Origin of the sequence: Brevundimonas guildfordensis, from assembly GCF_014836405.1 — a bacterium.
Lineage (GTDB): Bacteria > Pseudomonadota > Alphaproteobacteria > Caulobacterales > Caulobacteraceae > Brevundimonas > Brevundimonas guildfordensis.
This window is the reverse complement of record NZ_JACSQU010000001.1, coordinates 1,101,717-1,127,788: the sequence shown is the minus strand read 5'-3', so window position 1 is coordinate 1,127,788 and position 26,072 is coordinate 1,101,717. Positions and strand designations below refer to the sequence as shown.

Sequence of the window (26,072 nt, the reverse complement as noted above, 5' to 3'; positions counted from 1 at the left end):
AAAAGGCCCGGATCGCTCCGGGCCTTTCGTGTTTCTAGGAGGCGGGCTCTGACGGCGCGACAGTCGGCGGCGGCGGATCTCGTCGCTCGCGACCACCAGGCAGGGCTTCGGGCGTGTGCCGTCCCGGACCTTCGCCGCTGTGGCGCAGGTGCTTGGCCTTTTCCTCGTCGCTGATGCCGAGGAAGGCGGGGGCCGAGGCGTTGAACTGGTCTGTGTGCCCAGTGCGCACGATCACCGAACGTCCGCCGTCCCAGATCATGTGCAAGGCGACGTAGAGGACGATGACCAGGCCCACGTAGGCGATCCAGCGATAGCGGTTCAGCAGCTTGGCGATGAAGCTGGCGGCCAGACCCATCAGGGCGATCGACAGCACCAGGCCGAACACCATGATCCACGGGTGATCATGGCTGGCGCCGGCAACGGCCAGCACATTGTCCAGCGACATGGTGAGATCGGCGATCATGATCTGGATCAGGGCGGCGCCGAAGGTCTTGCGCTTGAGGCCCAACTCCTCAGGCGAGGGGCCGCCGCCATGTTCAATGGCCATGGCCCGTTCGATCTCGGCCTCGGCTTCGGCCTGATCGTGGGTGGCCTGTTCGCGAAGCTCTCGCCACATCTTCCAGCAGACCCACAGCAGCAGGAAGCCGCCCGCCAGCAGCAGGCCGACGATAGCCAGCAACTGCACGGTGATCAGCGCCAGGCCGATGCGCATGACGACGGCGGCGGCCAGCCCGATCAGAATGGCCTTGCGGCGCTGTTCCTGCGGCAAGGCGGCGGCGGCCAGGCCCACGGCGACGGCGTTGTCGCCGGCCAGCACCAGGTCGATCATCAGCACCTTGCCGAGCGCCGAGGCCTGACTGATCAGTTCGGGATTTGAGAGGAAGTCCATGCCGGACTCTTAATGCCCGGCGGGGCCCGCGCCAAGACGTCGCTGGGACGAGTTGACGCGGGCGTTCGCCTTCTTAGCTCGCGCGGCTTTGGGCCCTGGCGACCTCATAGAGGGCGATGGCGGCGGCGTTGGAGACGTTCAGACTCTCGAAGCCGCCGGGCATGGGGATGCGGGCCATGGCCTCGCAGTGCTCGGCCACCAGACGGCGGACGCCGTCGCCCTCGGAGCCCATGACGATGACAGTGGGCCGGGCGTCCAGCGCCTGTTCCAGCGTCAGGTCCGAGCCGCCGTCCATGCCGATGGCGCGCCAGCCGTGATCGGCCAGCTTCTCCAGCGCGCGGCTGAGGTTGGTCACGCGGGCGCAAGGCAGGCGCTCGGTCGCGCCGGCCGAGGCCTTGGCCAGGGCGCCGGCAAGGGCGGGCGAGTGGCGATCCTGCACGACGATGCCGCGCGCGCCGAACGCCAGCGCCGAGCGGAAGATGGCGCCGACGTTCTGAGGGTCGGTCAGCTGATCCAGCATGACGATGACGCCTTCAGCGGGTTCGGCCAGGTCTTCCAGATCCACGCCTTCCAAGGGTTGGACCTTGAAGGCCATGCCCTGGTGCACGGCGCCGGCCGGCAGCATCCGGCCGAGCGCGACCGAATCGACCACCTCGATTCGGTGGCCGTTCGCCAGATTCTCGCGCTGAATCTCTTCGGCGCGGTCTTCGGTGACCATCAGACGGCCCGTTCCGCGACGCGCCGGATTCGCCAAAGCGGCCAGAACCGGGTGGCGTCCCCAAAGAAAATTATCGGCATCTAAGCGCGATCGAGCCGGTTTGCGCTCGCTTTCGCCAGTGCCGCGCCCTTGTGGGGCAGGCGTTTGAGCCCGATTTGGGCGGGTTTCATCCCTCTTGTGGAAAGATTGTTTTCTACCGGTTTTCCGGTCGTTGCGTTCTCGAAATGACGACACTATAAGACGGCCTCCGATTTGGGCCCCAGGGCTTTCGGTTCAGGCGCTTCCTCTACTGCAGGCGTCGCCCGACAGCGAAGGCTTTCGTCGCGAAATGATCGAAAGATTATTTCCGGCGTTTTCCAGACCGGCATTGACATAAGGCGCGCTGGGGGAATGTCCCGAGCGGCAAAGGGGGCGGACTGTAAATCCGCTGCGTAAGCTTCGCAGGTTCGAGTCCTGCTTCCCCCACCACGCGCCTTCAATGCCCGCCGGGCCGGGAGTCCAGAAAGGAATCGGGTGCGGAAACGTCGCTCTTCAACGAAGAGCGGTGCAGCCGCATTCTTCGCGCGGGTATAGCACAATGGTAGTGCAGCAGCCTTCCAAGCTGAATACGCGGGTTCGATTCCCGCTACCCGCTCCAGGTTTTTTGAACTGAGCACAGCGCCCCTCCGTTCCGGACCCGGGCCACAGGAGTTTGGCCATGGCCAAGGAAAAGTTCGAACGTAACAAGCCGCACGTGAACATCGGCACGATCGGCCACGTTGACCACGGCAAGACGACGCTGACGGCGGCGATCTCGATGACGCTGGCGAAGGCCGGCGGCAACAAGGCGATGAACTACGCCGACATCGACAACGCGCCGGAAGAAAAAGCGCGCGGCATCACCATCAACACGTCGCACGTGGAATATGAGACGGCCAACCGTCACTACGCGCACGTGGACTGCCCGGGCCACGCCGACTACGTGAAGAACATGATCACGGGCGCCGCTCAGATGGACGGCGCGATCCTGGTGTGCTCGGCCGCTGACGGCCCGATGCCGCAGACCCGCGAGCACATCCTGCTGTCGCGTCAGGTCGGCGTTCCGGCCCTGGTGGTGTTCCTGAACAAGGTCGACATGGTCGACGACGAGGAACTGCTGGAGCTGGTCGAAATGGAAGTGCGCGAGCTGCTCAGCTCGTACCAGTTCCCGGGCGACGACATCCCGGTCGTCAAGGGCTCGGCCCTGGCCGCCGTCGAAGACCGCGACGCCCACATCGGCGAAGAGCGCATCCTAGAGCTGATGGCGGCGGTCGACGCCTACATCCCGCAACCGGAACGCCCGATCGACATGCCGTTCCTGATGCCGGTCGAAGACGTGTTCTCGATCTCGGGCCGCGGCACCGTGGTGACGGGTCGCGTCGAGCGCGGCATCGTCAAGGTCGGTGAAGAAGTCGAAATCGTCGGCATCCGTCCGGTTCAGAAGACGACCTGCACGGGCGTTGAAATGTTCCGCAAGCTGCTGGACCAGGGTCAAGCCGGCGACAACGTGGGCGTGCTGCTGCGCGGCACCAAGCGTGAAGACGTCGAGCGCGGCCAGGTGCTGTGCAAGCCGGGTTCGATCACCCCGCACACCAAGTTCGTGGCTGAAGCCTACATCCTGAACAAGGAAGAAGGCGGCCGTCACACGCCGTTCTTCACGAACTACCGTCCGCAGTTCTACTTCCGCACGACCGACGTGACCGGCATCGTGCACCTGAAGGAAGGCGTGGAAATGATCATGCCGGGCGACAACGCCGAGCTGGACGTCGAGCTGATCACGCCGATCGCGATGGAAGAGAAGCTGCGCTTCGCCATCCGTGAAGGCGGCCGCACCGTCGGCGCCGGCGTCGTGGCCAAGATCGTCGAGTAATCGACGTCAGAATGGGCGGGGGCTTCGGCCCTCGCTGGTTCGCCAGTAACGAGTAAGCGTAAGCGTACCGGCCTCAAGCAGCCCGCAAGGGCGCTAGGCCAAGCGTAAAGCGTAACAGAGCGGCCCCCGGAGCGATCCGGGGGCCGTTTTGCTGTCAGTCGCTCGGCGGGCGACGCGTTGCAGGGTGCGGGAACTGCGGGCGGTTGATCGACGTTTGTCGCGGGTCGTCGATGTATTGTTAACGCAAATGGCTCGTGCTGCTCGCCTCGGGATGTTGATAGGCCTTGTTATTGGCCTGAGCGCCTGCGCGTCTATGGGCGGGCGAGGCGCTACCGGCGGCTTCTACGGCTCGATCGAGGCGGGACGGAACGGCTGAGCGGCCCAACCAGCACAACAATAACTGGCGCGAAACCCTCATCGGCCCTAGTATCCGCGCGCGGACGCCGTTAGTCGCGCCGCGTCAGGGCTTTTCCCTTTTCGATGTTGACCATCGCTATCGTCGTCGTGCTGCTGCTCGTGGTGCTGAACGGCCTTTTCGCCATGACCGAACTTGCGGTCGTGTCATCCCGCAGATCCAAGCTTCAGAGCCGCGCCGAAAGAGGCGATCGCGGCGCCCGCGCCGCGCTCAAGCTGGCCGAAGAGCCCACCCAGTTTCTGTCTGCGGTCCAGGTGGGAATCACCCTGATCGGCATTCTGGCGGGCGCCTATGGCCAGGCGGCCATCGCTGGTCAGCTGGATGAGATCCTCAAGGCGAACCTGCCCGCCCTGGCGCCTTATTCCCAGATCATCGCCACGGCCGTGGTGGTGGTGCTGATCACCTATGTTTCGCTGATCGTCGGCGAACTGGTGCCCAAACGCCTGGCCCTGATCTTCCCCGAGACGATCGCTTCCAAGATGGCCGTGCCGATCTCGACGCTGGCTTTGGCGATGAAGCCCTTCGTGCTGCTGCTGACGGCGTCGACCTCCGGCATCCTCAAGCTGATGGGCGTCAAGGACCGCGATGGATCGGACGTCACCCAGGAAGAGGTGGAAAGCATTCTGGCGGAAGGCACGTCTGCGGGCCTGATCGAGCCGGAAGAGCAGGAGATGATCGAAGAGATCCTGCGCCTGGGCGACCGGGCCGTGCGCGTGGCCATGACGCCGCGCCACGAGGTCTACTGGATCGCGCTGGACGATTCCGAAGAGACGCTGCGCGAGGAAATCCGCACCTGCCCCTATTCGCGCATCGTGGTGGCGCGCGATAACGATATCGATAATCCGCTGGGCGTGGTCCACAAGAAGGACCTGCTGGACAGCCTGCTCACCAATGGCGAGTTCAACGTCGAGACGCTGGTGGCCGAACCGGCCTTCATCCCGCAGTCGACCTCGGTGCTGAAGGCGCTGGAGATCCTGAAGGGCTCGAAGGTCCACATGGCCTTCGTGGTCGACGAGTACGGCGCCTTTGAAGGCGTGGTCACGGCGACGGATTTGCTGGAAATGATCGCCGGCGACTTCAACGAGAGCCATGACGAGGTCGAGACGGCCGTGCGCAAGCGCGCTGACGGCACCTGGGCTGTCGACGGTCAGATCGATCTGGATGAGCTGGGCGAAGCGCTGGGCGAAGACTTCGGCGAGCATGAAGGCTTCCACACGGTAGCGGGCCTGGTGCTGCACCATCTGTCGCGGGTGCCGGACGAGGGCGATATCCTGCAACTGGGCCGTTTCGAGGTCGAGGTCATCGATATGGACGACCGACGTATCGACAAGCTGTTGTTCCGGCCAGTGATCCACACACATGCAGACGACGCCGCCTGATTTCAGGCGGCGTCGCTAAGGCCTCCTGTTTGGTCGGCCGCTCGCCCTGACCTCGGCGCCAGACCGCCGGGGCAGGCGCCATGAGGCTCAGCCTTTCTCTGGCGTCGGCAGGTTGCTGGCGATGCAGCCGTAGGCCATGCCGATGATGAAGGTCATGAAGAAGGCGCTGATGGCGACGACGGGGGCGATGATGTCTGCGGGCATTGGTGATCTCCTCTGCCGACAGAAAAGCGGTTGACCGCCTGCGCCGCCTTGATTGAGATCAAAGTCGCCGCGCCATCAGGCGGCCGCGGGCACGGGCCTTGCGCTGACCTCGACGCGGCCGGTCGACGCCAGGCCGGTAACCGTCAGAGCCACGCCGCACAGGGCGAGAGGCGCAGGGCGGTGGCTGACGACGATCAATCCCTGGCCGCTGTGGTGCAGCCGTGCGGCGAGCCGCTCAAGAACCAGGGCTTCGGTGGCGGCGTCCAGACCCTCGGTGGGTTCGTCAAGCACCAGCCAGGGCGAGGGGCGCAGATAGGCGCGGGCCAGGCCGAGGCGGCGGCGCTCTCCGCCTGACAGGCGCGCGCCGTTCTCGCCCACCGGCGTGTCCAGCCCGCCGGGCGCGGCGCGGATGCGCTCGGCCAGGGCAGCGTCCTCCAGGGCGGACCACAGATCCTCGTCGGAAGCGGTCGGGGCCGCCAGGCGCAAGTTTTCGCGCACGCTGCCGGTCAGAAGCACGGCCTGTTGCGGAGCATAGGCGAACAGCGGCCTCAACGTCTCGGCGCCAAGGGCGGCGGCGTCGATATCCCCGTGCAGTATTTCTCCCGGGCTGGTCGCGCGCAGGCCCATCAGCCGCTCGATAAGGGTCGTCTTTCCGGCTCCGGACGGGCCCGTGAGCGCGAGGCGCTGCGGCGGGGCCACCGTCAGATCGGCGCCGGACAGCCGCAGGCTCGGCGATACGTCAGCGACCGGCGACGCGGGCGCTTCATCGTCCAGAAGTTCGCCCAAGCGCTGGACGGCCTCCTTGACCGCGCCGTTCTGGCGCAGGGCGTTCAGCAGGGTTCCGGCGCTCTCAACCGTGGCGACGGCGGCCAGCATGGACAGGGCGGTCAGGGCGGGGGCGCCGGCGCCTGCGGCCAAAGCCGCGCCCGCCACCCCAAATGCCATGGCGAGGCTCTGGCTGGCCATGATCAGACCGCCGGCGCGGGCCAGCCGCTCGGCTGCGAGCTCGACCGCGTCGCCGTGCTCGGCCAGCCGGTCGGCGGCCCAGGCCTTCATGCCATAGGCCTGAAGCTCGGGCGCGGCGGCGGCCAGGGCGGCGAACTCGGTCTTCAGGGCGCCGGAGGCCTGCTGAAGGCGGCGGCCAGCAGGTTCGGCGAAGCGGCGTCCGATCACGACGGCCAGGATGACGCCCAAAGCGGCGGCGGACGCGACGACGAGCGCCGGGGCCCATCCGGCCAGGGCCGCCATGCCGACGCCGGCGATCAAACCGGCGCCCGCGCCCCAGGGCGTCGACAGGCGCACGAAACGGTCCTGGATCGCGTCCACGTCCTGAACCAGTCGAGCGGAAGCTTCGCCGCCCGCCAAGGAAAGGGCCTTGGTCGTGGGGGCGCGGGCCAGGCCGATGAACAGCTGCGGACGCAGAGCCGCCAGCGCCTTCAACGCCGCGTCATGGCCGGTGACGCGCTCGCCATACCGCGAGGCGGTGCGCACGATGGCGAAGAAGCGGATCATGGCGCTAGGCACCATGTAGTTGAAGACATGGGCCACGGCCGGCCCGGCGGCGCCGGCGAGGGCGGCGGCGGTGATGAACCAGCCCGACAGGCCGAGCAGCAGGACAGCGCCTGCCGACACCAGGGCGGCGGTGACGGAGGCGGCCAGCAGGCGCGGGCGCTGGGCCTTCTCCTGCGCGCGGATCAGGGCCTTCACGCGGGCGACGCCGGGCGATTCGGAACGGCTCACAGGCGCACCACCTTGTCGGCCAAAGCGGCCACGGCGTCGGAATGGGTGGCGATCAGCACGGTGCGGCCGCGCGCGGCCTCGCGGATGACGGGCAGCAGGGCGGCTTCGGCCTCGGCGTCCAGATTGGCGGTGGGTTCGTCCAGCAGCAGCAGAGGCGCGGGCTTCAGGAAGGCGCGGGCCAGGCCGAGACGGCGGCGTTCGCCCCCCGACAGGCCCCCGCCGCGTTCGTCGATCAGACGATCCAGCGCGCCGTTCAGGCCCGCCTTTCGTGCAGCCTTTTCCACCGCCTCGGGTGTCGCGCTGCGATGGGCCAGGGCGATGTTCTCGGCCAGGGTTCCGCGAATGACGACTGGGGCTTGGCCGGCCCAGGCGATCCAGTCGGTTAGCTCGGCCGCCTGCGAAAGGCGCGCCTCGCCGACCATGACCTCTCCCGCGCTGAGAGGCGACAGGCCCATAAACAGGTGCAGCAGGCTGCTCTTGCCCGAGCCGCTGAGACCCGTCAGGGCCACGATGGACCCGGGGGCGACATCCAGATTGAAATGCTCGACCACCGCCGCGCCGTCATAGGCGATGGCGACATCCTGAAAGGCGATGGCTGGCGCCTGATCAGGCCGGGCGGGGCGCTGGCGGCTCTTCATTTCGACGCTCAGGCGACGCAGGCTGGGGACGGCGGACTCGGCGGCCTGACGGTCGTGGTAGGCGGCGGCGAGGCGGCGCATCGGCTGATAGACTTCCGGCGCCAGCGCCAGAACGAAGAAGGCGCGAGTCAGGCTGAGCTGTTCCGGCGCCGGGAAGGGCAGCAGCTTCAGCAGGTTGAAGCCGCAGTAGACGGCCACCAGGGCCACCGCCAGGGCCGAGAAGAACTCCAATACCGCCGAGGACACGAAGGCGACCTTCAGCACCTTGCCGGTGCGGCGGGCCAGGTCGTCCGAAGCGCGGGCGATGACGCGGGCCTGCTGGTCCTCAGCCTGAAAGGCCAGGATGGCGGGCAGGGCGCGCACCCGGTCCAGGAACAGGCCGGACAGCCGTTCCAACGCCTGGAACTGACGCCGGCTCTCGGCGCCGGCCGCCATGCCGGTAAGCGCCATGCCGATGACGAAAGGCAGCAGGGTGAAGATCAGTATGCCCGCCGTGAAAGGGCTGACCACGGCGGTGACGGCGATCAGGATAAGAGGTGAAGCGGCGGCCGCCGTGCGGGCGGGAGAGAAGCGCGCGACATGGCCGTCAAGCGCCTCGACCCCTTCGACCACAGCGGTCATGGCGGCGGCGTCGGACAGACGGCCGGACAGGGCTTCGGTCAGGATGGAACGGCGAATTCCGTTCTTGGCGGCGCGGGCGGCTCGGGTGTTCACCTTGACCGCCGTGTGGCTGAGCACGCCGCGCGCCAGCAGGGAGACGGCCGCCAGAGCGAGGCCGGGCAGGGCGCGTTCGATGCCCTGAGGCAGGGCGCCGACCGCCAGGGCCAGACCGGCTGCGAATCCGATCGCAGGCACGGTGTCGGCGATCACCAGCGCGCCGCCGAGAGTCATCAGCCGCCGCCACGGGGCCAGAGCGACCTTCAACCAGGCGGCGGGCGGCGTGTCGTCTAGAGCAGGGGCGGTGGGGGCGATCGGCTGGGCCGTCATCTTGTCTCCGGGGTGGACCAGCGGATCAGCCATGATCGCCGACGCAGCGGGATTGGGCAAAAGGACCATGGGACGAAAGGTCCTTGGGCGAAACGCCGACTAGTCCAATCCTGCAACGGCGACTTTGATCAGGATCAAGGCGCGGCGAACCGCGCCGCTTTAGGTTAGAGTAGAACGCCGGTCGATGGGGGCTGGCGGTCAGGAGCCTGGAACGATGATCGACCTGGCGGTCGTAGACCTTTCACGCCTTCAGTTCGCACTGACGGCGTTATACCACTTTCTGTTCGTGCCTCTCACTTTGGGGCTCTCCTTCATGCTGGTCATCATGGAGAGCATCTATGTGATGACCCGCCGGCCGATCTGGCGGACGATCACCCGCTTCTGGGGCACGATCTTCGGCATCAATTTCGTGCTGGGCGTCGCCACCGGCCTGACGATGGAATTCCAGTTCGGCATGAACTGGAGCTACTATTCCCACTACGTCGGGGACATCTTCGGGGCGCCGCTGGCGATCGAGGGCCTGATGGCCTTCTTCCTGGAAGCGACCTTTGTCGGCCTGATGTTCTTTGGCTGGGACAAGCTGAAGCCGCACGCCCACCTGTTCGTCACCTTCATGGTCGCCCTGGGCACCAACCTGTCGGCGCTGTGGATCCTGATCGCCAACGGCTGGATGCAGAATCCGGTCGGCGCGGCCTTCAATCCCGACACCATGCGCATGGAGATCACCGACTTCATGGCGGTGATCTTCAACCCGGTGGCCCAGGCCAAGTTCGTCCACACCGTGTCGGCCGGCTACGTCTGCGCCGCCGTGGTCGTGCTGGGCATTTCGGCCTTCTATCTGCTGAAGGGCAAACACAAGGGCTTCGCCAAGCGGTCGATGACGGTCGCCGCCGCCTTCGGCCTGCTGTCGTCGCTGTCGGTCGTGGTTCTGGGCGATGAGTCGGGCTACGCCCTGACCGACAACCAGAAGATGAAGCTGGCGGCTCTGGAAGCCATGTGGCGCACCGAACCGGCGCCGGCAGGTCTAACCCTGTTCGGGCTGCCCAATCTGGACGACCGCCACACCCATTACGAGATCAAGGTGCCCTATGCGCTGGGCTTGATCTCGACGCGAAGCCTGGACAAGCCGGTCGTAGGCATCCTCGAGCTGGTCGCCGTCGCTGAAGACCGCATCGAGCGCGGCGTCGTCGCCTATGACGCCCTGGAGAAGGTCAAGGCCGATCCGACCGACATGGCCGCCCGCGGCCAGTTCGAGACGGTCCGCAACGACCTGGGCTACGGCCTGCTGTTGAAGCGCTACGTCGAGGACCCGCGCCTGGCGACCCCGGACCAGGTCAAGCTGGCGGCCTGGTCGACGGTGCCGAACGTGCCGCTGATGTTCTGGGTCTTCCGATTCATGGCCGGCATCGGCTTCCTGATGATCGGACTGTTCGCCACCGCCTTCGTGCTGTGCACCCTGCGCAAGCATGAAACGAAGTGGTTCCTGCGCCTGGCCGTCCTGGCCATCCCGCTGCCGTGGATCGCTATCGAGTCGGGTTGGATTCTGGCCGAGGTGGGGCGTCAGCCCTGGGCTGTGGAAGGCGTCTTGCCGACCTTCCTGGGCGCATCCAGCCTGACGACCACGCACCTGTGGACCACGATCGTCTGCTTCACCCTGCTGTACGGCGCTCTCGCCGTGGTCGAGGTCGGACTGATCCTGCGCGCGGTCAAGAAGGGACCGTTCGCTGAACAGGAAGCGCTCGAAGAAGACGCCCGCACGGAAGGCGAGCCCGCGGTCGCCTGACCCGGTCGTTGAAGGAAAAGAGAGATGGAACTTCCCCTCGACTACACCACCCTCCGCCTGATCTGGTGGGGACTGCTGGGCGTGCTGCTGATCGGCTTCGCCCTGACCGACGGGTTCGACATGGGCGTCGGCGCCCTGCTGCCCTTCGTGGCCAAGACGGATGAAGAGCGCCGCATGGTGATCAACACCGTCGGCGCGACCTGGGAAGGCAACCAGGTCTGGTTTATCGTCGGCGGGGCGGCGATCTTCGCCGCCTGGCCCCAGGTTTACGCGGTCAGCTTTTCGGGCTTCTACCTGGCGATGTTCCTGGTGCTGGCCGCGCTGATCTTGCGGCCGGTGTCGTTCAAATACCGCTCCAAGCGGCCCGAGGCGCGCTGGCGCTCGATGTGGGACTGGGGCCTGTTCGTCGGCAGCTTCGTGCCGGCCCTGGTGTTCGGCGTGGCGGTGGGCAACGTCCTGATGGGAGCGCCCTTCCGCCTGACCAGCGACCTGCGCAGCTTCTATGAGGGCAGCCTGCTGGGCCTGTTCACGCCCTTCACCCTGATCTGCGGCCTGCTGTCGGTGTCCATGCTGGTCCTGCACGGCGCCGCCTGGCTGGCCATCAAGGGGGAGCAAGGTCCGGTGCTGAACCGAGCGCGCGCCATCGGGACGGGCGCCGGGGTCCTCAGCCTGGCGCTGTTCGCCATCGGCGGCGCCATGGTCGCGTTCGGCGACATGGGCTTCCGCATTACCGGCGTGCTCGACACCGCCGGCGCTTCGAACCCGCTGCGCACGGCGGTCGAGGCGGCGCCCGGCGCCTGGATGGACAACTACGGCCGCTATCCGTGGATGATCATTGCTCCGGTCTTGGGCTTTGCTGGCGCGGCGGTCGGTTTGCTGGGCATGTGGCGCCGGTCGGCTCTGCTCGCCTTCGGCGGGTCGTCGGCCTCTGCGGTCGGGATCATCTCGACGGTCGGCCTGTCGATGTTCCCCTTCATCCTGCCCAGCTCGATTGACGCCCAGTCCAGCCTGACGGTGTGGAACGCCTCATCCAGCCACACGACCCTGTTCATCATGCTGATCGTGACGGCGGTCTTCATGCCGGTCGTCCTGCTCTACACCGCCTGGGTCTACAAGGTGCTGTGGGGCCGCTCGACGATGGACGCGCTGAAGACCAATCCCGACCTTTACTGATCCCGCGAAAGGAGATCATTCCATGTGGTATTTCGCCTGGATCCTGGGCCTCGGCCTGGCGGTCGCGTTCGGCGTCCTGAACGGCCTGTGGCACGAGTTCCGCCTGTTCGACGAGGGCGATGAGGGGCACTCGGAGCCCTGATCCCGTCCTCTGACAGCCTGAACTGAATTGTCCCCTTCGGCGCCCGCCGGAGGGGATTTTTCTTGGACGAAACCGACGGAATATCCGTTGCTTGCGATGGATCAAGGCGAAGCGGACGGGGCGGGCGCAGGGTGATCAGGACATCGAAGCCGGGCCCTCCGACCCGGCGAATGTCGGGGATTGAACCGATGAAAACCGCCGCCGCCCTTATCGCCTCTGTCAGCCTGTTGGCCATTGCGGGCGCAGCTTCGGCCCAGACGACCACCCTCGAACCGGTTGGCAAGGGCTCGCTGATCGTCACCGCCCGCACGACCGGCGTCCTGCCCCAGGCCGACGACGCCCTCGTCACCGCCGCCGGGGCCGCCAGCGGCCTGAAGGTTGATGTGGGCGACGACTGGATGCCGACGCTGGGCTTCACCTATTTCGTCGCCGATCACTGGGCCGTCGAGGCCATTCTGGGCGCGACCCAGCATGAGGTCCGCGCCAAGGGGGCGGGAACGGATGTAGCGGTGCATGAGACCTGGGTGCTGCCGCCGGTGGTGACGCTGCAATACCGGCCGACGCCGAACGCGACGGTCAGCCCCTATGTCGGCGCGGGCGTCAGCTACATGGCCTTCTTCAGCGGCAAGGACAAAAACGGCTTCGAGGTCGACCTGGACGACGGCTTCGGCGTGGCGCTGCAGGCCGGGGCCGACTGGAATATTTCCGGGCCGTGGACGCTGAACGCGGACGCCAAGAAGGTATGGTTCGACACGGACGCCAAGATCAACGGCGGCGCGCTCAAGAGCAGCGTCAGTCTGGATCCTTGGGTCCTGTCGGTGGGCGTGGGCCGCAAGTTCTAAAGCCGAGGCGGGCAGGGGCGCGGAACGTCAGGCCGCGTCCCCTCAACCCTATTTGCCGGAATGGATCAGGCGGCGCCTTCGCCCAGCGCCTTGAGCGCCGCCGGATCGGGCAGGGCGACCTCGTTGCCCGGCAGCAGCTGGATCAGCCCGGAGGTCTTGAACTGGGTGAAGACCCGGCTGACTGTCTCGATCGTGAGGCCCAGGTAGTCGGCGATGTCGAGCCGCGTCATCGGCAGGTGAAGCTGGCCTTTTCGGCCACCCAACTGCACCTGACGTTCTGCGAGGCGGGTCAGGAAGCTGGCCAGCCGTTCGCGCGCCGTCTTGCGGCCCAGAAGGACGATCTGTTCCTGGGCCGCCATCAGCTCATCCCCGGCAAGGGCCACCAGACGGTGTTCCAGTGCGGGCAGGGCGTTCAGCAGTTGATCGAAGTCGCTGCGTCGGAATCGGCAGGCGCTCAGCGGCGTCAGCGCCTCGGCGGTGAAGCTGGAGGCTCCGCGTCCGCCAAGGCCCAGGAAATCGCCCTGGAAGAGGAAGCCGGTGATCTGGCGACGGCCGTCGGGCAGAAGCCGGTACAGCTTCACCGCCCCGTCCACCACGTTGAAGACGAAAGGATTCGGATCGCCTTCGTGGAACAGAGCCTGTCCGGGCTGTGCGGTAACGGTCTCGCTGGCGCAGGCCATGCTTTGCAGCTCATGGCCCTTGAGGTCGGCGCAGACGCCCAGCGGACGGGCGCCGCAGTTGGCGCACGGATGCACGTCCGCCAGACGCACCTGTTCATTTGGGGGCTGGGCCGCAGCGGTGTTCACGAAGGTCGTCTCCCGGATGACGGGGCAGTCTAGGCGATGCGTCGCGGAATCCGAATAGGTCAGCCTGTCCTAGCCGTCATTAGCCGGCGCTGTCCGGAGTAGGGGCCTCTTCGGCATAGCGCAGCCGAGCGCCCAGTTGGGCGGCGAGAGCGGTCAGCTCGACGGCCAGGCTCTGACGCACCAGCGGCCGCACGCCCATCTCGCGCACCACGAAGGGGCCGGCCCACAGCGTCTCGCCATACTCCAGATCGGGTTGCCGCCACCAGCTGACGAAGCCCAGAACCCCGCCGCGCTGATTGCGGGCGCTGAGGATGCCCCGGCTTTCGGGCGCGGCGCGCCAGGCTGACAGGAAGGCGTCCCACTGAGCGGGCTCCAGATTGGGGCGCCACAACCGCGCCAGCGCAAAGGCGGCGGGCGCCTCGGCTTTGCTGAGGGGGGACACCTCGAGACGAGGCGCTTCAGGCGCGAGGCGGGACTCTGTCATGAGGCGATTGGAACCGAAGCGGGGTCCAGCCGCCTTGATCTGCGTCAAGGCCGGGTCGAAGCTGGCGGCCCAGTCTGCTGTCGCCTTCTTTTGGAGAATCGCCATGAGCTCGACCTCGCGCACGACCCCGATCCATGGCGGGGCGGTCGCCGCTATCCTGAAGCTGCTGGACAGTCAGAAGCTGATGACCCTGGCGGTGAACCGGGCGGATGGGCGGCCTCAGGCTGCCACGCTCGGCTATCTGAACGACGGCCTGAACCTCTACTTCGTCACTGGCCGCGACAGCGAGAAGCTGAAGAACCTGACCGCAGATCCGCGCGTGGGCGTGGCCGTGCGCGGCGTGGGCGAAGAGGGCGAGGCGGTCGGCGTCTCCATCGACGGTCGCGCCGAAGAGGTTACGGACGGCGACGAGGTGAAGCGGGTCAATGATCTGATCATCAAGCGCTCGCCAGAAGTCAGCCCGTGGGCGCCGGGCGGGGACGCCGTGGCGGTGGTCAAGGTTGTTCCCGAAGAGATCGAGGCTGTGGCGGTGATCGATGGCCGCAGTCGCGCCCAGACGTTCTCGATCGGCGACGCTGACGCTCTGGTCAAAGGCCTGAGCTATGAGCCGAGCGCGGTCGCGCGGTTGTTCTGAGGAAAATCCGCGACTTCATGCGTCTGCGGCGCAGATGGCCCTTGAAATGGCCGTGGGGCTCGGGCATACGCCCCCCTCTGGCGAGGGTCGCGCCGCTGGAACGATTTCCACGGCGCGCTGATCTTTGTCCGGGACACTAGGAGTGTAGCTCAGCTGGTAGAGCATCGGTCTCCAAAACCGAGGGCCGGGGGTTCGAGTCCCTCCACTCCTGCCATTCCCCCTGTTGTTATCGCCTGGGACTTCCCATGTGGAGCAGCAGGATCCAGAGGTTGAAGAGACGTCAAATGGCCAAGGCGAAGACCCCCGGCGGCCGCCGCACCACGGGGACCAAGACCGCAGCAGCCGCGCAAGGCGCAGCGACCGTGGCCGTCGACGCGCCCGCGCCGAAGAAAAAGACGTCTATCCCCCAGTTCATCAGCGAAGTTCGCGCTGAGGCCCGCAAGATCACCTGGCCCAGCCGCAAGGAGACCTGGATCACTTCGGTGATGGTCTTCATCATGGTGCTGATCGCCGCAGCCTTCTTCTGGATCGTGGATACGGGCCTTGGCTTCGCGTCCCGCATTATCCTCAGCCTTGGCCAATAAAGGAGACGCGCATATGACCGATGCAGCGCCCAAGCCGGCGGCCAATCCCCGCCACAAGTGGTACATCGTCCACGCCTATTCCAACTTCGAGAAGAAGGTCGCGGAACAGCTGCGCGACCAGGCCAAGCAACAGGGCCTGGAAGACGCCTTCTCTGAAATCCTGGTCCCGACCGAGGATGTCGTCGAGATCCGCCGCGGCAAGAAGGTCAACGCCGAGCGCAAATTCTTCCCCGGCTATGTGCTGGTGAAGATGGAGATGACCGACGAGGCCTATCACCTGGTCAAGAACACGCCGAAGGTCACGGGCTTCCTGGGCGCCGCGGGCGGCACCAAGCCGCTGCCGGTCTCGGAACGTGAAGTCCAGAACATCATCGGCCAGGTGGAAGAGGGCGTCGAGCGTCCGAAGCCCACCATCCGCTTCGACATCGGCGAGAACGTCAAGGTCACCGACGGTCCGTTCGCCAGCTTCGACGGTCAGGTCGAAAGCGTCGACGAAGAGAACGCCCGCCTGCGCGTGGCCGTCTCGATCTTCGGCCGCCCGACCCCGGTCGATCTGGAATACAATCAGGTGGAGAAGGTCAGCGCCTGATCGGCCGCTGACGCCACGCAGAGATCGGGACCGTCTCAGGGCGGTCCCGTTTGCGTTTTCAGGGTCTGCCTGCTAAACGCGCGCCTTCGCTGGACGACCCTCGAGTCGCTCGGCGTCAAATCCGTGGGAGGCAGCCATGCCCGACCACGGCTCACCGGCCCGACGCATCGTCATCGGGTCATTCATAGGAGAGACCAATGGCCAAGAAGATTCTCGGCTATATCAAGCTGCAAGTGCCGGCCGCCTCGGCCACGCCTTCGCCCCCGATCGGCCCGGCTCTGGGTCAGCGCGGCGTGAACATCATGGGCTTCTGCAAGGAGTTCAATGCGCGGACCGAGAAGGAAGCCAAGGGCACCCCGCTTCCGACCGTCATCACCGTCTATCAGGACAAGTCGTTCACCTTCATCACCAAGACGCCGCCGGCGACCTGGTATCTGAAGCAAGCCGCCGGCATCAAGTCGGGCTCCAAGCTCGTCGGCCGCGAGTTCGCTGGCAAGATCACGCAGACGCAACTGCGCGAAATCGCCGAGAAGAAGATGAAGGACCTGAACGCGAACGACCTGGACGCCGCGTCGCGCATCATCGAGGGCTCGGCCCGCGCCATCGGCATTCAAGTGGTGGAGGGCTAATCCATGGCTAAGCAGACCAAAGCCCATAAGGCCCGCACGGGCGTCACCGAAGACCTGCTGGTCTTCTCGGACGCCATCAAGCTGGTGAAAGACAACGCCAAGGCCAAGTTCGACGAATCGATCGAAATCGCCATCAACCTGGGCGTCGACCCGCGTCACGCCGACCAACAGGTCCGCGGCGTGGTGAACCTGCCCTCGGGCACCGGCCGTGACGTCCGCGTCGCCGTCTTCGCCAAGGACGCCAAGGCTGAAGAAGCCAAGGCGGCCGGCGCCGAGCACGTCGGCGCTGAAGACCTGTACGAGAAGATCGCCGGCGGCTTCATGGAGTTCGACCGCGTGATCGCGTCGCCGGACATGATGGCCCTGGTCGGCCGTCTGGGTAAGGTGCTGGGCCCGCGCGGCCTGATGCCGAACCCGAAGGTCGGCACCGTGACCCCGAACGTCGCTCAGGCCGTCAAGGACGCCAAGGGCGGCGCCGTTGAGTTCCGTGTCGAAAAGGCGGGCATCGTCCACGCCGGCATCGGCAAGGCCTCCTTCACCCAGGACGCCCTGGAAGCCAACGTCAAGGCCATCGTGGACGCCCTCGTCCGCGCCAAGCCGTCGGGCGCCAAGGGCACCTATGTGAAGCGCATCGCCCTGTCCTCGACGATGGGCCCGGGCTTCAAGGTCGACCCGGCTTCGCTGGGCGCCTGATAAGGCTTCACGGCTAAGAATGACGACGGCCCCGGAAGAGCGATCTTCCGGGGCCGTTTTCTTTGCTCTGAGCCATGCTCCTAGGCGCGGCTTGGGAGCGAGTTGCTCAATAGCCGACGGTAAAGCGGGCGCGCGGATGGCGGGGGGCTTCAATCTCATCGACCATGGCGATCGCGTAGTCGGGGAAGGAGATGCGGCTGTTCCCCTGATCGTCTGTCAGCAGGGCGTCGCCGCCCAGGCGGAAGGTTCCGGTGCGCTCTGATCCGTCGAAAAGGGCGGAGGGCGACAGGAAGGTCCACGTCAGTTCCGGCTCTGCCCGCAACGCTTCTAGGAAACGGCCGCCGGCCTAGGCTTCGGCCTTGTAGGCCTCGGGAAAGTCGGGGGTGTCGACCAGGGCCTTTCCGGGGGCGACCTCAAGGCTGCCGGCGCCGCCGACGACCAGATAGCGCGAGACGCCAGCATCCTTGACCGCCTTGATCAACAGCTCCGGGTTGCTGTCGACGAACATGATGGCGCTGACGACGGCGTCGGCGCCGCTCAGGGCAGGGGGGAGGGTCTCGGGTTCATTCACATCCCCGGCCACGGCAGTCACGCCCGGCGCTGCTGGAACTCGTTCAGGCCGCCGGGCGACGGCGGTTACCGTATGGCCGCGCCGGGCCAGTTCCTTGACGATCTCCGAACCGGCGCGACCGCTGGCGCCCAAGACAGTCACTTTCATCGATTTGATCCCTTAAGGTTACCAATGGGTACCAGGTGTGATATGGGGATCAATCATGCAAGAAGGCACTGTTTCCTCACCAGGTTCCCCGACGGTGACCGCTCCGCGGGATAAGGGGCGCGGCGACGTCTACGCCGCCGATTGTCCGACGCGGCTGCTGCTGGACCGGATCGCCGATAAATGGACGGTTCTGCTGCTGACGACGCTTGACGACGGCCCGATGCGCTTCAACGCACTGAAGCGCCGGATAGAGGGCGTGTCCCAGAAGATGCTGAGCCAGACCTTGCGTCAGATCGAGCGCGACGGTCTGGTCACCCGCACGGTGGAGGCCAGCGTGCCCGTATCGGTCACCTATGCGATCACGCCGCTGGGACAGGAGTTGGTGCAGTCCCTGCGCCCAATGATCGACTGGGCCGAAACGCGCATGGCGCAGGTCGCAGCGTCGCAATCGGCGTATGATGGAAGGGACGCGGGCGTCTAATCCACTGTTCTGTACCCGGACGACTTGACGGGGAGGGGGGGAATCCGGTCTTGGAGCCCGTGCGCCCTGCGGCGACCGCATCGGAGAGGCTTCATGCTCAACTGGTTTCAGGCGCTGCTGCCTAAGGAAGACAACTTCTTTCGGCTATTCGACGCCCATGCTCTGAGCCTGGTCCACGGCGCCGCCGCGCTGCGCAAGATGATGGACGGCGGCCCGGAGACGGGCGACTGGTGCGCCAAGGTGGTCGCCCATGAGGAAGAAGCCGACGAGGTCGCGCGCGAGGTTCTGTTCGCCGTGCGCCGCAGCTTCATCACGCCGTTCGACCGCGCGGACATCCGCGGCCTGACCAACTCGCTGGACGACACCATCGACCAGATGCAGAAGGCGGCCAAGGTCGTCACCCTGTATGAGATGCGCGCCTTCTCGCCAAAGATGCAGGAGCTCGCCGACATCGCCGTCCAGTGCGCGGCGCTGACGCAGGAGGCGTTCACCCTGCTGCCGGCCATGCGCAAGAATCATGACCGGCTGAACCTTCTGACCGAGCAGATCACGGATCTGGAGGCGCGCAGCGACGACCTTTACGACGCCGGGATGAAGGCCCTGTATGAGGCGCACCGCCATGACAGCACGGGCGGCAACACTCTGGGCTTCATCATCGGCAGCCAACTGCTGGATCACCTGGAGAAGGTGATCGATCGTTTCGAGGACGTGGCCAACCGCATCAATGGCGTGCTGGTCGAGCACCTGTAGGACCGTCATGGACCACGCCCTCCTGATCCTGATCTTCCTGATCGGCGTCGCCCTGCTGTTCGATTTTCTGAACGGCCTGCACGATGCGGCCAACTCCATCGCCACCATCGTGGCGACGCGCGTCCTGCCGCCGATCTATGCGGTGGGGTGGGCGGCCTTCTTCAACTTCATCGCCTTCCTGTTCTTCGGCCTTCACGTCGCGGACACGATCGGCCGGGGCATCATTTCTCCTGACGTGATCTCGGATCAGGTGATCTTCGGCGCCCTGATGGGGGCCATCAGCTGGAACGTCATCACCTGGATGTTCGGGATCCCGTCGTCCAGCTCGCACGCCCTGATCGGCGGCCTGTTGGGGGCCGGGATCGCCAAGGCGGGCGGCGGGGCCGTGGTCGTCAGCGGCGTGCTGAAGACGGTTGGCGCCATCTTCATGTCTCCGGCGATCGGCTTCCTGCTGGCGCTGCTTCTGGTGCTGATCGTGTCCTGGCTGTTCGCCAAGGCCAATCCGAACTTCGCGGACCGGATCTTCCGCGGTTTGCAGTTCGTGTCGGCCTCGGCCTATTCCCTGGGGCACGGGGGCAACGACGCCCAGAAGACGATGGGGATCATCGCCATCCTGCTTTATTCACGCGGCATGCTGGGCGGCGAGTTCCATGTGCCCTTCTGGGTGGTCATCACCTGTCAGGCGGCCATCGCCCTGGGTACCCTGTTCGGCGGCTGGAAGATCGTGCACACCATGGGGTCGCGGATCACACGGCTGAGCCCCCAGCAGGGGTTCTGCGCTGAAACCGGCGGGGCGATCACCTTGTTCGCCGCGACCAGCATGGGCATCCCGGTGTCGACCACCCACACCATCACCGGCGCCATCATCGGCGTCGGGGCGGCCAAGCGCGTTTCGGCCGTGCGCTGGAGCGTCGCGCGCAGCATCGTCACCGCCTGGTTCATCACCATGCCCGCCGCGGCCGCCATCGGCGCCCTGTTCTACGCCCTGGGCGGCCTGTTCCTGACCTGATGTCGAGCAAGCCCCGCACCCTGTCATCGGAAACGCGCCAGGTCGCGGCTTTGCCCTGGCGGCACGGCCCGGACGGCGTCGAGATCATGATGATCACCTCGCGCGAGACGCGCCGCTGGGTCATTCCCAAGGGCAATCGCATGGCCGGCAAGACCGACGCCGAGGCCGCCGTGATCGAAGCCTATGAGGAGGCGGGCGTTCAGGGCGACGTCATGGGCGCCCCCATCGGCTGGTTCCGGTACGGCAAGCGGCTCAAGTCAGGCCGGGTCCAGGCCACCATCGCCAGCGTCTATCCGCTGGAGGTCTTCATCCAACTGGGCGCCTGGCCCGAGGACGCCCAGCGCGAACGTCGCTGGATGTCGGTTGAGGACGCTGCAGCCGTGGTGGACGAGGCGGAACTGGCCGAGCTGATCCTTCATTTCCAGCCAAGCGGCGCGCCCGAGTAGGGCGCTTTGCGTCCCGCCCACGCCCAGCCGTTGATTTTCCCGCAGGGCCGTGTATAGACCCCGCATCTCGTCAGGACCTCGGTTCTGACGATGCCTGTCCGAGAACTTCGGGATGCGGGGGTCGCCCGCGTCATAATCGTCCAGAGAGCCCTCTGGCGCCGTGGGGAGATGGGGATGCAAAGAGCTTTCGTCCTGCCGGTATCCGGCGGGCGGGCCGCGCTTCCTTCGGACAATAAGACCGGCCTGAACGCTGTGCAGCGATGCATGGCGCTTAAGCCAAATCCGTCGTCGGGAATAAGCCCGGCGGCGAATGCCAAAACTGGAGACCACAATGGACCGCGCACAAAAAGCCGAGTCGATCGAACAGCTGAAGAGCGTGTTCGCCGACGCGGGCGCCGTGGTCGTGACCCACAACCTGGGTCTGACCGTTGTGGAGATGGAAGACCTGCGTGGTCGTCTTCGTAAAGAAGGCGCCGCGTTCAAGGTGGTGAAGAACCGTCTGGCGCTCAAGGCGCTGGGCGTTGAGGAAGGCAGCGAGTACCACAGCCTGTTCAAGGGCCCCGTGGGCATCGCCTATGCAGCCGACCCCGTCACCGCCGCCAAGGTCACGGCCGAATTCGCCAAGGGGAACGACAAGTTCAACATCCTTGGCGGTTTCATGGGCGACAAGGTTCTGGACGCCAAGGGCGTCGAGGCCCTGTCCAAGCTGCCGTCGCTGGATCAACTGCGCGGCAAGCTCATCGGCCTGCTGCAAGCCCCGGCGACCAAGGTTGCTGGCGTCCTGCAGGCGCCGGCCGGCCAACTGGCGCGCGTCTTCAACGCGTACGCGACCAAAGACGCCGCCTAAGCCCCGTCATCTCTGCATATCTCTCTGAACCTCATCCTACCGAAGGAAGACTAACATGGCTGATCTCGCCAAAATCGTTGAAGAACTGTCGGCTCTGACCGTCCTGGAAGCCGCTGAACTGTCGAAGCTGCTGGAAGAGAAGTGGGGCGTCTCGGCCGCCGCTCCGGTCGCCGTCGCTGCTGCCGCCGGCGGCGCCGCCGCTCCGGCCGAAGCTGCTGAAGAGCAAACCGAGTTCACCGTTGTCCTGGTGGACGGCGGCGACAAGAAGATCAACGTCATCAAGGAAGTCCGCGGCGTCCGCACCGACCTGGGTCTGAAGGAAGCCAAGGACCTGGTCGAAGGCGCTCCGCAGCCGGTCGTCGAGAACGTCTCGAAGCAAGCCGCTGAAGAGCTGAAGACCAAGCTGGAAGCTGCCGGCGCCAAGGTCGAAATCAAGTAAGATTTCGGAACTGGCCTCTGGTTCGCCAGAGACAAGTCAAAGCGAAGCGGGCCGGAGGGAAACCTCCGGCCCGTTTTTCTTGGCTGCTAGGCGCGCGCATAAGAAAACGGCCCGGGATCGCTCCCGGGCCGTTTCGGCGTCTCGTGTCGATCAGCGCCGGCGGGGGCTGAGGATGTCGCCCAGGCGGTCCGGGGCGCCAGGAATGCGCTCCAGGCGCGGGTAGCGCAGGCCGTCGTGGTAGTCGAAGTCGACCGTGCGATAGCGGTCGCCGTTCTTGAGCAGAAGGCGGATCGGCGCGTCGGTTCCCTTGGCGGCGGTGACGGCGTCGCGCAGTTTCTCGGCCGAGGCGGCGACGTCGTTGACGGCGACCAATTCCCAGCCCGGCCCGATGTCGGCCTCGAAGGCGCGGCCGCCCCAGCGGATGCCGGTCAGCTTGTTGGTCGAGGACAGCGTGAAGCCCAGCGAATACTGGAAGTCGTTAGCCCAGCCCGACTGGATGCGCTTCTCGTCGGCGGACAGGCTGTCGGTGTAGGTCAGGCGATAGCCGCCGCGCGCCAGACCGTCGAGCGGCGCCTTGGCGTCCGGCCCGTTGGCGTCGAGGCGCGTGCGCAGGAAGGTCGCCCAGTCATACGGATGGACCGCGTTCAGGGCGGCGACCACGTCGTCGAAGACATAGCCGCGCGGCGCCCAGGAGCCGTCGTCGCCGCCGAAGAAGCCCTTGGCGAAGTCATCCAGCGACTTCTTCCCACCCGTCGCCTCGCGAATAAGCGTGTCGGCGTCCAGCCAGATCAGCAGGGCCTCGCGATAGTAGTCGCCGGTGCCGCGCATCCACGACGAATAGGGATTGCCGGTGCGGTAGCCGAGCAGGTTGTGGTTGTTGGTGTCCTGCAGCGGACGCCACTCGCGGCCCGGCTGGTTGTCGTAGAAGGCGGCGACCTCGGCAAAGCTGGTCAGGATGTCGGCCTTGGAGGCCAGGCCCGAACGCGCCGTCAGCACGTCGCCCCAGTATTCGGTCTGGCCCTCATAGACCCACAGCAGGGTGTTCTGGGTCGGGATGTTGTGGTTGGCGGTCAGTTCGTCGGCCGGGCGCTGGCGCTTGCCGTTCCAGGCGTGGGTGAACTCGTGCGGCAGCAGGCCGACCGCGCCCAGGCTCTTGCCCCAGTTGGTGAAGAAGTCGGCCGGGACCGAGTTCTCCGACGAGCGGTGATGCTCCAGCCCGATGCCGCCCAGCTTGGACGTCGCCGCCAGCAGAAAGTCGTAGCGGTCATAGGGGCGGGCGCCGAACAGACGGTCGGTCTGGGTCACCAGATTTTCGAACCAGCTCAGTTGCGCGGCCGTGGGGGCGAGATCCTTGGCCGTATCGGCCATGATGTTCAGGTGCACGGCGCCTTCGCCGTTCCCTCGGCGCGGGTCGATGGCGATGCGCTGGAAGTGGGCGCCGCCGAACAGGGGGCTGTCGATCAGGGTGTAGAGGTCGGTCGGTGCGAACGTCGCCAGGCCGTCGACGAAGCTCTCGGTGTCGAGGGCGACGCCGTACTGCCAACCCTGCGGCAGGCGGATCGACGGGGCGAAGGTGATGCCGGTCGAGCGATAACCCGCCGGATAGAGCAGGGCCTTCTCCCACTGCAGATTGACCATCTCGGGCGTCATGACGACGCGCCAGGTCGAGTTGTCCGGCTGGGTCAGCCACTGGAAGTCGACGGTGATCTCCCTGACGCCCTGCGGCACGTCGATGTGGAAGGCGTAGGGGTCGATGGTGTCGCGCAGCCAGTCGATGCGCGCCCCGCCGCCCTGGACTGTGACGCCGGAAACCAGCTGGATCGGGCCGGTGGCGGCGTGGTTGCCGGGCAGGTATTTCGGATAGAGCAGAACCAGGTGGCCGGGCGTGACCGGGATGGTCTGGCGCACGCGGACGATCTTCTTCTCGACGTCCGTCGCGTCGACCTCGTAGCGGATGACGCCGGGATAGGCCTCGGCCGTCGGGGCCGGGATCGGCGGCAGGGCGCGGGGCAGGGCCAGGGGCGTGTTCTGCGGCGTGGGCGCGACCGGCGCCTGCGGGCCGGTCCATTGCTGGGCGAGGGCGGTCGAGGCGGCCGAGGTCAGCAGCAGGGCGAGGGCGGCGGCGGGCAGGCGTCGGGTCATCAGGTATCCAGAACTCGGAAAGCAGTCAGGTCTTGGCTTGGCAGGCGGCGTCAGCGACGGCGAGGCGACAGGATGTCGCCCAGCCGATCCGGCGTGCCTTCGATCCGCTCCAGGTGCGGGTAGCGCAGGCCGTCGTGATAGTCGAAGCGCACCGTCTTGAAGCGCTCGCCGTTCTTCAGGATCAGCTCGATGGGCTCGGAGGATTCCTTGGCGGCTGTGACCGCCTCCTTCAGCACATCGGCCGAGGCCGCGCGGCCGCCGACAGCGACCACTTCCCAGCCCGAGGTGAGGCCCAGCTCGAACGCCGGGCCGCCCCACAGGACGGAGGTGATCTTGTTCGACCCGTTCATCATGAAGCCGAGCGAATAGGTGAAGTCGTTGCGGCCCAGCTCTTTATAGAGGGCGCCCATGTAGCCGGACGGCTGCTCCTTGAAGACCAGGCGGTAGCCGCCGCGCTCGATGCCGTCCAAGGGGCCGCGCGAGTTGGGGCCGACCGCGTCCAGCCGTTCGCGCAGGAAGGCGGCCCAGTCGTTGGCCTGCACCCCGTTCAGGGTCGAGGTCACGTCGGCGAAGGTGTAGGGGGCCGGATCCCAGTTCCCGTCCTCGACGCCAAAGAAGGCCTTGGCGAAGTCGTCCAGCGACTGCTTCCCGCCCGTCCGCTCGCGGATCAGGGTGTCGGCGTCCAGCCAGATCAGCGAGCCTTCGCGGTAATAGTCCTCGCTGCGCTGATAGGAGCCCCACGGCTGCGACCGACGCTGGCTGATTATGGGGTCGTTGGTGGTGTCCTGCATGGCGCGCCACTGGCGGCCGGGGATGTTCTGGAAGCTGGCCGCGCTCATGGCCAGCACGTCCAGCGCCTGCTGCTTGGACATCAGTCCGGCGCGCGCGGTCAGGACCAGGCCCCAATACTGCGTCTGGCCCTCATAGACCCACATCAGCGAGTTCTGCAGCGGCTCGTTCAGATTGGGCGTCAGCTGGTCGGCCGGGCGGCGCCATTTGCCGTTCCAGCTGTGGGTGTATTCGTGGCCCAGCAGGTCGCGGTCGGCCAGGGTCGCCTCGCGGTCGGTGAAATACTTCACATCGACGCTGTTCTCGGACGAGCGGTGATGCTCAAGGCCGATGCCGCCCAGCTTGTCCGTCACTGCCAGCAGGAAGTCGTAGTGGTTGTAGTGGCGCGCCCCGAACAGGCGGTCGGCCTGCTGCACCAGATTGCGGTGCAACTGGATATGCTCGTCGCTCGCTTCCAGCATCTTGGCGGTGTCGGCGACGACGTTCAGGCGCACCGGCGAGCGGCCGCCCGGGTCCAGGTCGATCTGGCGATAGTGGGCGCCGGCGAAGACAGGGCTGTCGGCCAGATGCTCAAGCGTGATGGGGGCGAAGGTCGCCAGGCCGTTCTCGAAGCTGACGGTGTCGAGCCCGGCGCCGTAGTTCCAGCCCTGCGGCAGCTTCAGCGTCGGCTGGAAGGTGATCTGGCGCGAGTAATAGCCGGCCGGATAGAGCAGGGCCTTCTCCCACTGGATGTTCAGCATCTCGGGCGTGACGACGACGCGGCCCTGGGCGCCTTCGATCGGCGTCAGCCACTGGAAGGCGACATCGACCTCGCTCACCCCGGCGGGAACCTCGATCTGATAGGCCCATGGCTGGACGGTGTTGCGCACCCATTCCAGTCGCTGGCCGTTGGCGGTGAAGGTCAGGCCGCCGACGTTGGCGACCGGGCCGACCGGGCCGTGCTGGCCGGGAATCCATTGCGGATAGAACAGCACCAGCGGGCCGGGGCCGCTGACGGGGATGGTCTGGCGCACCTGGATCAGGCGGCGGTCGATGTCGGTGGCGTCGACATCCAGCTTGATGACGCCCGGATAGGCCTCGTCCTTGGCCGCCGGAATCGGCGCCAGGGCGACGGGAAGGGCGGGCGTGCCGACCTGCGCCAGCGCGGGCGCGCCCGTCGCGAACAGGAGAACCGAGGCGCTGGCGGCCAGAAGGAAACGTTGCATGACGGCTATCTCAGGACGGCCGCCCCCAC

Annotated in this window: 27 protein-coding genes and 3 tRNA genes; 20 read left to right on the top strand and 10 right to left on the bottom strand. The window is 66.4% G+C overall.

From position 1 onward, the window contains the following. Positions 1 to 34: 34 nt before the first annotated feature. Together H9656_RS05465 and rlmB are read right to left on the bottom strand one after the other, a co-directional pair. The gene (locus H9656_RS05465) at positions 35 to 889 is read right to left on the bottom strand and encodes a TerC family protein (RefSeq protein WP_191743187.1); all 855 of its coding nucleotides are present in this window, start codon (positions 887 to 889) and stop codon (positions 35 to 37) included. Between the two features lie 73 nt (positions 890 to 962). Then, complete coding sequence (gene rlmB, locus H9656_RS05460; protein WP_191743186.1) at positions 963 to 1,841, bottom strand: 23S rRNA (guanosine(2251)-2'-O)-methyltransferase RlmB; 879 nt, start codon at positions 1,839 to 1,841, stop codon at positions 963 to 965. A gap of 150 nt (positions 1,842 to 1,991) precedes the next feature. Between rlmB and H9656_RS05455 the strand changes: the two genes are divergently transcribed. The 4 genes from H9656_RS05455 to H9656_RS05440 all read left to right on the top strand — a co-directional run bounded on the left by H9656_RS05455 (position 1,992) and on the right by H9656_RS05440 (position 5,289). After that, positions 1,992 to 2,075: transfer RNA gene (locus H9656_RS05455), tRNA-Tyr, on the top strand. A 95-nt stretch (positions 2,076 to 2,170) separates the two neighbouring features. Beyond that, positions 2,171 to 2,244, top strand: a tRNA-Gly gene (locus tag H9656_RS05450). A 60-nt stretch (positions 2,245 to 2,304) separates the two neighbouring features. Beyond that, positions 2,305 to 3,495: an elongation factor Tu gene (gene tuf / locus H9656_RS05445; protein WP_191743165.1), complete on the top strand. Its 1,191-nt coding sequence runs from the start codon at positions 2,305 to 2,307 to the stop codon at positions 3,493 to 3,495. 480 nt (positions 3,496 to 3,975) lie between these two features. After that, entirely contained in the window at positions 3,976 to 5,289 is a 1,314-nt protein-coding gene (locus tag H9656_RS05440) for a hemolysin family protein (RefSeq protein WP_191743185.1), read from the top strand. A gap of 279 nt (positions 5,290 to 5,568) precedes the next feature. On the opposite strand, the gene H9656_RS05435 is transcribed toward H9656_RS05440, so the two are convergent. Then, entirely contained in the window at positions 5,569 to 7,233 is a 1,665-nt protein-coding gene (locus H9656_RS05435) for an amino acid ABC transporter ATP-binding/permease protein (RefSeq protein ID WP_191743184.1), read from the bottom strand. Continuing rightward, positions 7,230 to 8,927, bottom strand: coding sequence for a thiol reductant ABC exporter subunit CydD (cydD, locus tag H9656_RS05430; RefSeq protein ID WP_191743183.1), 1,698 nt, complete (start codon positions 8,925 to 8,927; stop codon positions 7,230 to 7,232). Before cydD ends, H9656_RS05435 begins: the two co-directional genes overlap by 4 nt. Before the next feature lie 148 nt (positions 8,928 to 9,075). Here cydD and H9656_RS05425 point away from each other — a divergent pair, with 148 nt between their 5' ends. From H9656_RS05425 to H9656_RS05410, 4 genes are all read left to right on the top strand, one after another. Next, complete coding sequence (locus H9656_RS05425) at positions 9,076 to 10,641, top strand: cytochrome ubiquinol oxidase subunit I (RefSeq protein WP_191743755.1); 1,566 nt, start codon at positions 9,076 to 9,078, stop codon at positions 10,639 to 10,641. A 24-nt stretch (positions 10,642 to 10,665) separates the two neighbouring features. Continuing rightward, positions 10,666 to 11,814, top strand: coding sequence for a cytochrome d ubiquinol oxidase subunit II (cydB, locus tag H9656_RS05420; protein WP_191743182.1), 1,149 nt, complete (start codon positions 10,666 to 10,668; stop codon positions 11,812 to 11,814). Positions 11,815 to 11,836: 22 nt separating this feature from the next. Continuing rightward, positions 11,837 to 11,956 carry a cytochrome bd-I oxidase subunit CydX gene (gene cydX, locus H9656_RS05415; RefSeq protein ID WP_024355286.1) on the top strand — a complete coding sequence of 40 codons (120 nt, stop codon included), beginning with the start codon at positions 11,837 to 11,839 and terminating at the stop codon, positions 11,954 to 11,956. A 188-nt stretch (positions 11,957 to 12,144) separates the two neighbouring features. Continuing rightward, complete coding sequence (locus H9656_RS05410) at positions 12,145 to 12,798, top strand: OmpW/AlkL family protein (protein ID WP_225212234.1); 654 nt, start codon at positions 12,145 to 12,147, stop codon at positions 12,796 to 12,798. 65 nt (positions 12,799 to 12,863) lie between these two features. Here H9656_RS05410 and H9656_RS05405 read toward each other — a convergent pair whose 3' ends face one another. Beyond that, entirely contained in the window at positions 12,864 to 13,604 is a 741-nt protein-coding gene (locus H9656_RS05405) for a Crp/Fnr family transcriptional regulator (protein ID WP_191743180.1), read from the bottom strand. 79 nt (positions 13,605 to 13,683) lie between these two features. Further along, positions 13,684 to 14,193, bottom strand: coding sequence for a hypothetical protein (locus tag H9656_RS05400; RefSeq protein WP_225212233.1), 510 nt, complete (start codon positions 14,191 to 14,193; stop codon positions 13,684 to 13,686). Between H9656_RS05400 and H9656_RS05395 the strand changes: the two genes are divergently transcribed. The 6 genes from H9656_RS05395 (at position 14,192) to rplA (ending at position 17,217) form a co-directional block, all read left to right on the top strand. Beyond that, positions 14,192 to 14,722 (top strand): pyridoxamine 5'-phosphate oxidase family protein, encoded by a 531-nt coding sequence (locus H9656_RS05395; RefSeq protein ID WP_191743179.1) that lies wholly within the window; start codon positions 14,192 to 14,194, stop codon positions 14,720 to 14,722. The two genes, H9656_RS05400 and H9656_RS05395, sit on opposite strands and share 2 nt — an antisense overlap. Before the next feature lie 138 nt (positions 14,723 to 14,860). Then, positions 14,861 to 14,936 (top strand) — tRNA-Trp (locus H9656_RS05390). 70 nt (positions 14,937 to 15,006) lie between these two features. After that, complete coding sequence (gene secE, locus H9656_RS05385; RefSeq protein WP_025976264.1) at positions 15,007 to 15,306, top strand: preprotein translocase subunit SecE; 300 nt, start codon at positions 15,007 to 15,009, stop codon at positions 15,304 to 15,306. A 13-nt stretch (positions 15,307 to 15,319) separates the two neighbouring features. Further along, positions 15,320 to 15,895: a transcription termination/antitermination protein NusG gene (nusG, locus tag H9656_RS05380; protein WP_003168512.1), complete on the top strand. Its 576-nt coding sequence runs from the start codon at positions 15,320 to 15,322 to the stop codon at positions 15,893 to 15,895. Between the two features lie 197 nt (positions 15,896 to 16,092). Further along, a complete protein-coding gene (gene rplK, locus H9656_RS05375; RefSeq protein WP_024355292.1) occupies positions 16,093 to 16,524 on the top strand; it encodes a 50S ribosomal protein L11 in 432 nt (143 codons plus the stop codon). 3 nt (positions 16,525 to 16,527) lie between these two features. After that, entirely contained in the window at positions 16,528 to 17,217 is a 690-nt protein-coding gene (gene rplA / locus H9656_RS05370; protein WP_134580334.1) for a 50S ribosomal protein L1, read from the top strand. Positions 17,218 to 17,323: 106 nt separating this feature from the next. Here the strand turns inward: rplA and H9656_RS14095 are convergent, their stop codons facing one another. Then, positions 17,324 to 17,539 (bottom strand): NAD(P)-dependent oxidoreductase, encoded by a 216-nt coding sequence (locus tag H9656_RS14095; RefSeq protein WP_225212232.1) that lies wholly within the window; start codon positions 17,537 to 17,539, stop codon positions 17,324 to 17,326. Positions 17,540 to 17,563: 24 nt separating this feature from the next. After that, the gene (locus H9656_RS14090) at positions 17,564 to 17,935 is read right to left on the bottom strand and encodes an NAD(P)-dependent oxidoreductase (protein ID WP_225212231.1); all 372 of its coding nucleotides are present in this window, start codon (positions 17,933 to 17,935) and stop codon (positions 17,564 to 17,566) included. A gap of 94 nt (positions 17,936 to 18,029) precedes the next feature. Between H9656_RS14090 and H9656_RS05360 the strand changes: the two genes are divergently transcribed. The 6 genes from H9656_RS05360 to rplL all read left to right on the top strand — a co-directional run bounded on the left by H9656_RS05360 (position 18,030) and on the right by rplL (position 21,907). Continuing rightward, positions 18,030 to 18,416, top strand: coding sequence for a winged helix-turn-helix transcriptional regulator (locus H9656_RS05360; protein ID WP_191743178.1), 387 nt, complete (start codon positions 18,030 to 18,032; stop codon positions 18,414 to 18,416). A gap of 93 nt (positions 18,417 to 18,509) precedes the next feature. Next, positions 18,510 to 19,166 (top strand): DUF47 domain-containing protein, encoded by a 657-nt coding sequence (locus tag H9656_RS05355; RefSeq protein WP_191743177.1) that lies wholly within the window; start codon positions 18,510 to 18,512, stop codon positions 19,164 to 19,166. 7 nt (positions 19,167 to 19,173) lie between these two features. Further along, a complete protein-coding gene (locus H9656_RS05350) occupies positions 19,174 to 20,175 on the top strand; it encodes an inorganic phosphate transporter (protein ID WP_191743176.1) in 1,002 nt (333 codons plus the stop codon). Then, the gene (locus H9656_RS05345) at positions 20,175 to 20,621 is read left to right on the top strand and encodes an NUDIX hydrolase (RefSeq protein ID WP_191743175.1); all 447 of its coding nucleotides are present in this window, start codon (positions 20,175 to 20,177) and stop codon (positions 20,619 to 20,621) included. Before H9656_RS05350 ends, H9656_RS05345 begins: the two co-directional genes overlap by 1 nt. A gap of 331 nt (positions 20,622 to 20,952) precedes the next feature. Continuing rightward, complete coding sequence (gene rplJ / locus H9656_RS05340) at positions 20,953 to 21,468, top strand: 50S ribosomal protein L10 (RefSeq protein WP_191743174.1); 516 nt, start codon at positions 20,953 to 20,955, stop codon at positions 21,466 to 21,468. Between the two features lie 55 nt (positions 21,469 to 21,523). After that, positions 21,524 to 21,907 carry a 50S ribosomal protein L7/L12 gene (gene rplL, locus H9656_RS05335; RefSeq protein ID WP_191743173.1) on the top strand — a complete coding sequence of 128 codons (384 nt, stop codon included), beginning with the start codon at positions 21,524 to 21,526 and terminating at the stop codon, positions 21,905 to 21,907. A gap of 150 nt (positions 21,908 to 22,057) precedes the next feature. Here rplL and H9656_RS05330 read toward each other — a convergent pair whose 3' ends face one another. Continuing rightward, entirely contained in the window at positions 22,058 to 24,049 is a 1,992-nt protein-coding gene (locus H9656_RS05330) for a M61 family metallopeptidase (protein WP_191743172.1), read from the bottom strand. Positions 24,050 to 24,099: 50 nt separating this feature from the next. Continuing rightward, positions 24,100 to 26,043, bottom strand: a complete 1,944-nt coding sequence (locus H9656_RS05325) for a M61 family metallopeptidase (protein ID WP_191743171.1) — start codon at positions 26,041 to 26,043, stop codon at positions 24,100 to 24,102. Between the last annotated feature and the right edge of the window lie 29 nt (positions 26,044 to 26,072).

What these genes read in the sequence shown, in the direction of transcription:
- nusG (WP_003168512.1), top strand. Translation starts at nt 15,320, where the DNA reads ATGACCGATGCAGCGCCCAAGCCGGCGGCCAATCCCCGCCACAAGTGG.
- rplA (WP_134580334.1), top strand. Translation starts at nt 16,528, where the DNA reads ATGGCTAAGCAGACCAAAGCCCATAAGGCCCGCACGGGCGTCACCGAA.
- rplL (WP_191743173.1), top strand. Translation starts at nt 21,524, where the DNA reads ATGGCTGATCTCGCCAAAATCGTTGAAGAACTGTCGGCTCTGACCGTC.
- secE (WP_025976264.1), top strand. Translation starts at nt 15,007, where the DNA reads ATGGCCAAGGCGAAGACCCCCGGCGGCCGCCGCACCACGGGGACCAAG.
- cydB (WP_191743182.1), top strand. Translation starts at nt 10,666, where the DNA reads ATGGAACTTCCCCTCGACTACACCACCCTCCGCCTGATCTGGTGGGGA.
- H9656_RS05325 (WP_191743171.1), bottom strand. Translation starts at nt 26,043, where the DNA reads ATGCAACGTTTCCTTCTGGCCGCCAGCGCCTCGGTTCTCCTGTTCGCG.
- cydD (WP_191743183.1), bottom strand. Translation starts at nt 8,927, where the DNA reads ATGGTCCTTTTGCCCAATCCCGCTGCGTCGGCGATCATGGCTGATCCG.
- H9656_RS14090 (WP_225212231.1), bottom strand. Translation starts at nt 17,935, where the DNA reads ATGAAAGTGACTGTCTTGGGCGCCAGCGGTCGCGCCGGTTCGGAGATC.
- H9656_RS05330 (WP_191743172.1), bottom strand. Translation starts at nt 24,049, where the DNA reads ATGACCCGACGCCTGCCCGCCGCCGCCCTCGCCCTGCTGCTGACCTCG.
- H9656_RS05395 (WP_191743179.1), top strand. Translation starts at nt 14,192, where the DNA reads ATGAGCTCGACCTCGCGCACGACCCCGATCCATGGCGGGGCGGTCGCC.
- H9656_RS05440 (WP_191743185.1), top strand. Translation starts at nt 3,976, where the DNA reads ATGTTGACCATCGCTATCGTCGTCGTGCTGCTGCTCGTGGTGCTGAAC.
- H9656_RS05355 (WP_191743177.1), top strand. Translation starts at nt 18,510, where the DNA reads ATGCTCAACTGGTTTCAGGCGCTGCTGCCTAAGGAAGACAACTTCTTT.
- H9656_RS05345 (WP_191743175.1), top strand. Translation starts at nt 20,175, where the DNA reads ATGTCGAGCAAGCCCCGCACCCTGTCATCGGAAACGCGCCAGGTCGCG.
- tuf (WP_191743165.1), top strand. Translation starts at nt 2,305, where the DNA reads ATGGCCAAGGAAAAGTTCGAACGTAACAAGCCGCACGTGAACATCGGC.
- cydX (WP_024355286.1), top strand. Translation starts at nt 11,837, where the DNA reads ATGTGGTATTTCGCCTGGATCCTGGGCCTCGGCCTGGCGGTCGCGTTC.
- H9656_RS05400 (WP_225212233.1), bottom strand. Translation starts at nt 14,193, where the DNA reads ATGGCGATTCTCCAAAAGAAGGCGACAGCAGACTGGGCCGCCAGCTTC.
- H9656_RS05465 (WP_191743187.1), bottom strand. Translation starts at nt 889, where the DNA reads ATGGACTTCCTCTCAAATCCCGAACTGATCAGTCAGGCCTCGGCGCTC.
- H9656_RS05350 (WP_191743176.1), top strand. Translation starts at nt 19,174, where the DNA reads ATGGACCACGCCCTCCTGATCCTGATCTTCCTGATCGGCGTCGCCCTG.
- rplJ (WP_191743174.1), top strand. Translation starts at nt 20,953, where the DNA reads ATGGACCGCGCACAAAAAGCCGAGTCGATCGAACAGCTGAAGAGCGTG.
- H9656_RS05410 (WP_225212234.1), top strand. Translation starts at nt 12,145, where the DNA reads ATGAAAACCGCCGCCGCCCTTATCGCCTCTGTCAGCCTGTTGGCCATT.
- rplK (WP_024355292.1), top strand. Translation starts at nt 16,093, where the DNA reads ATGGCCAAGAAGATTCTCGGCTATATCAAGCTGCAAGTGCCGGCCGCC.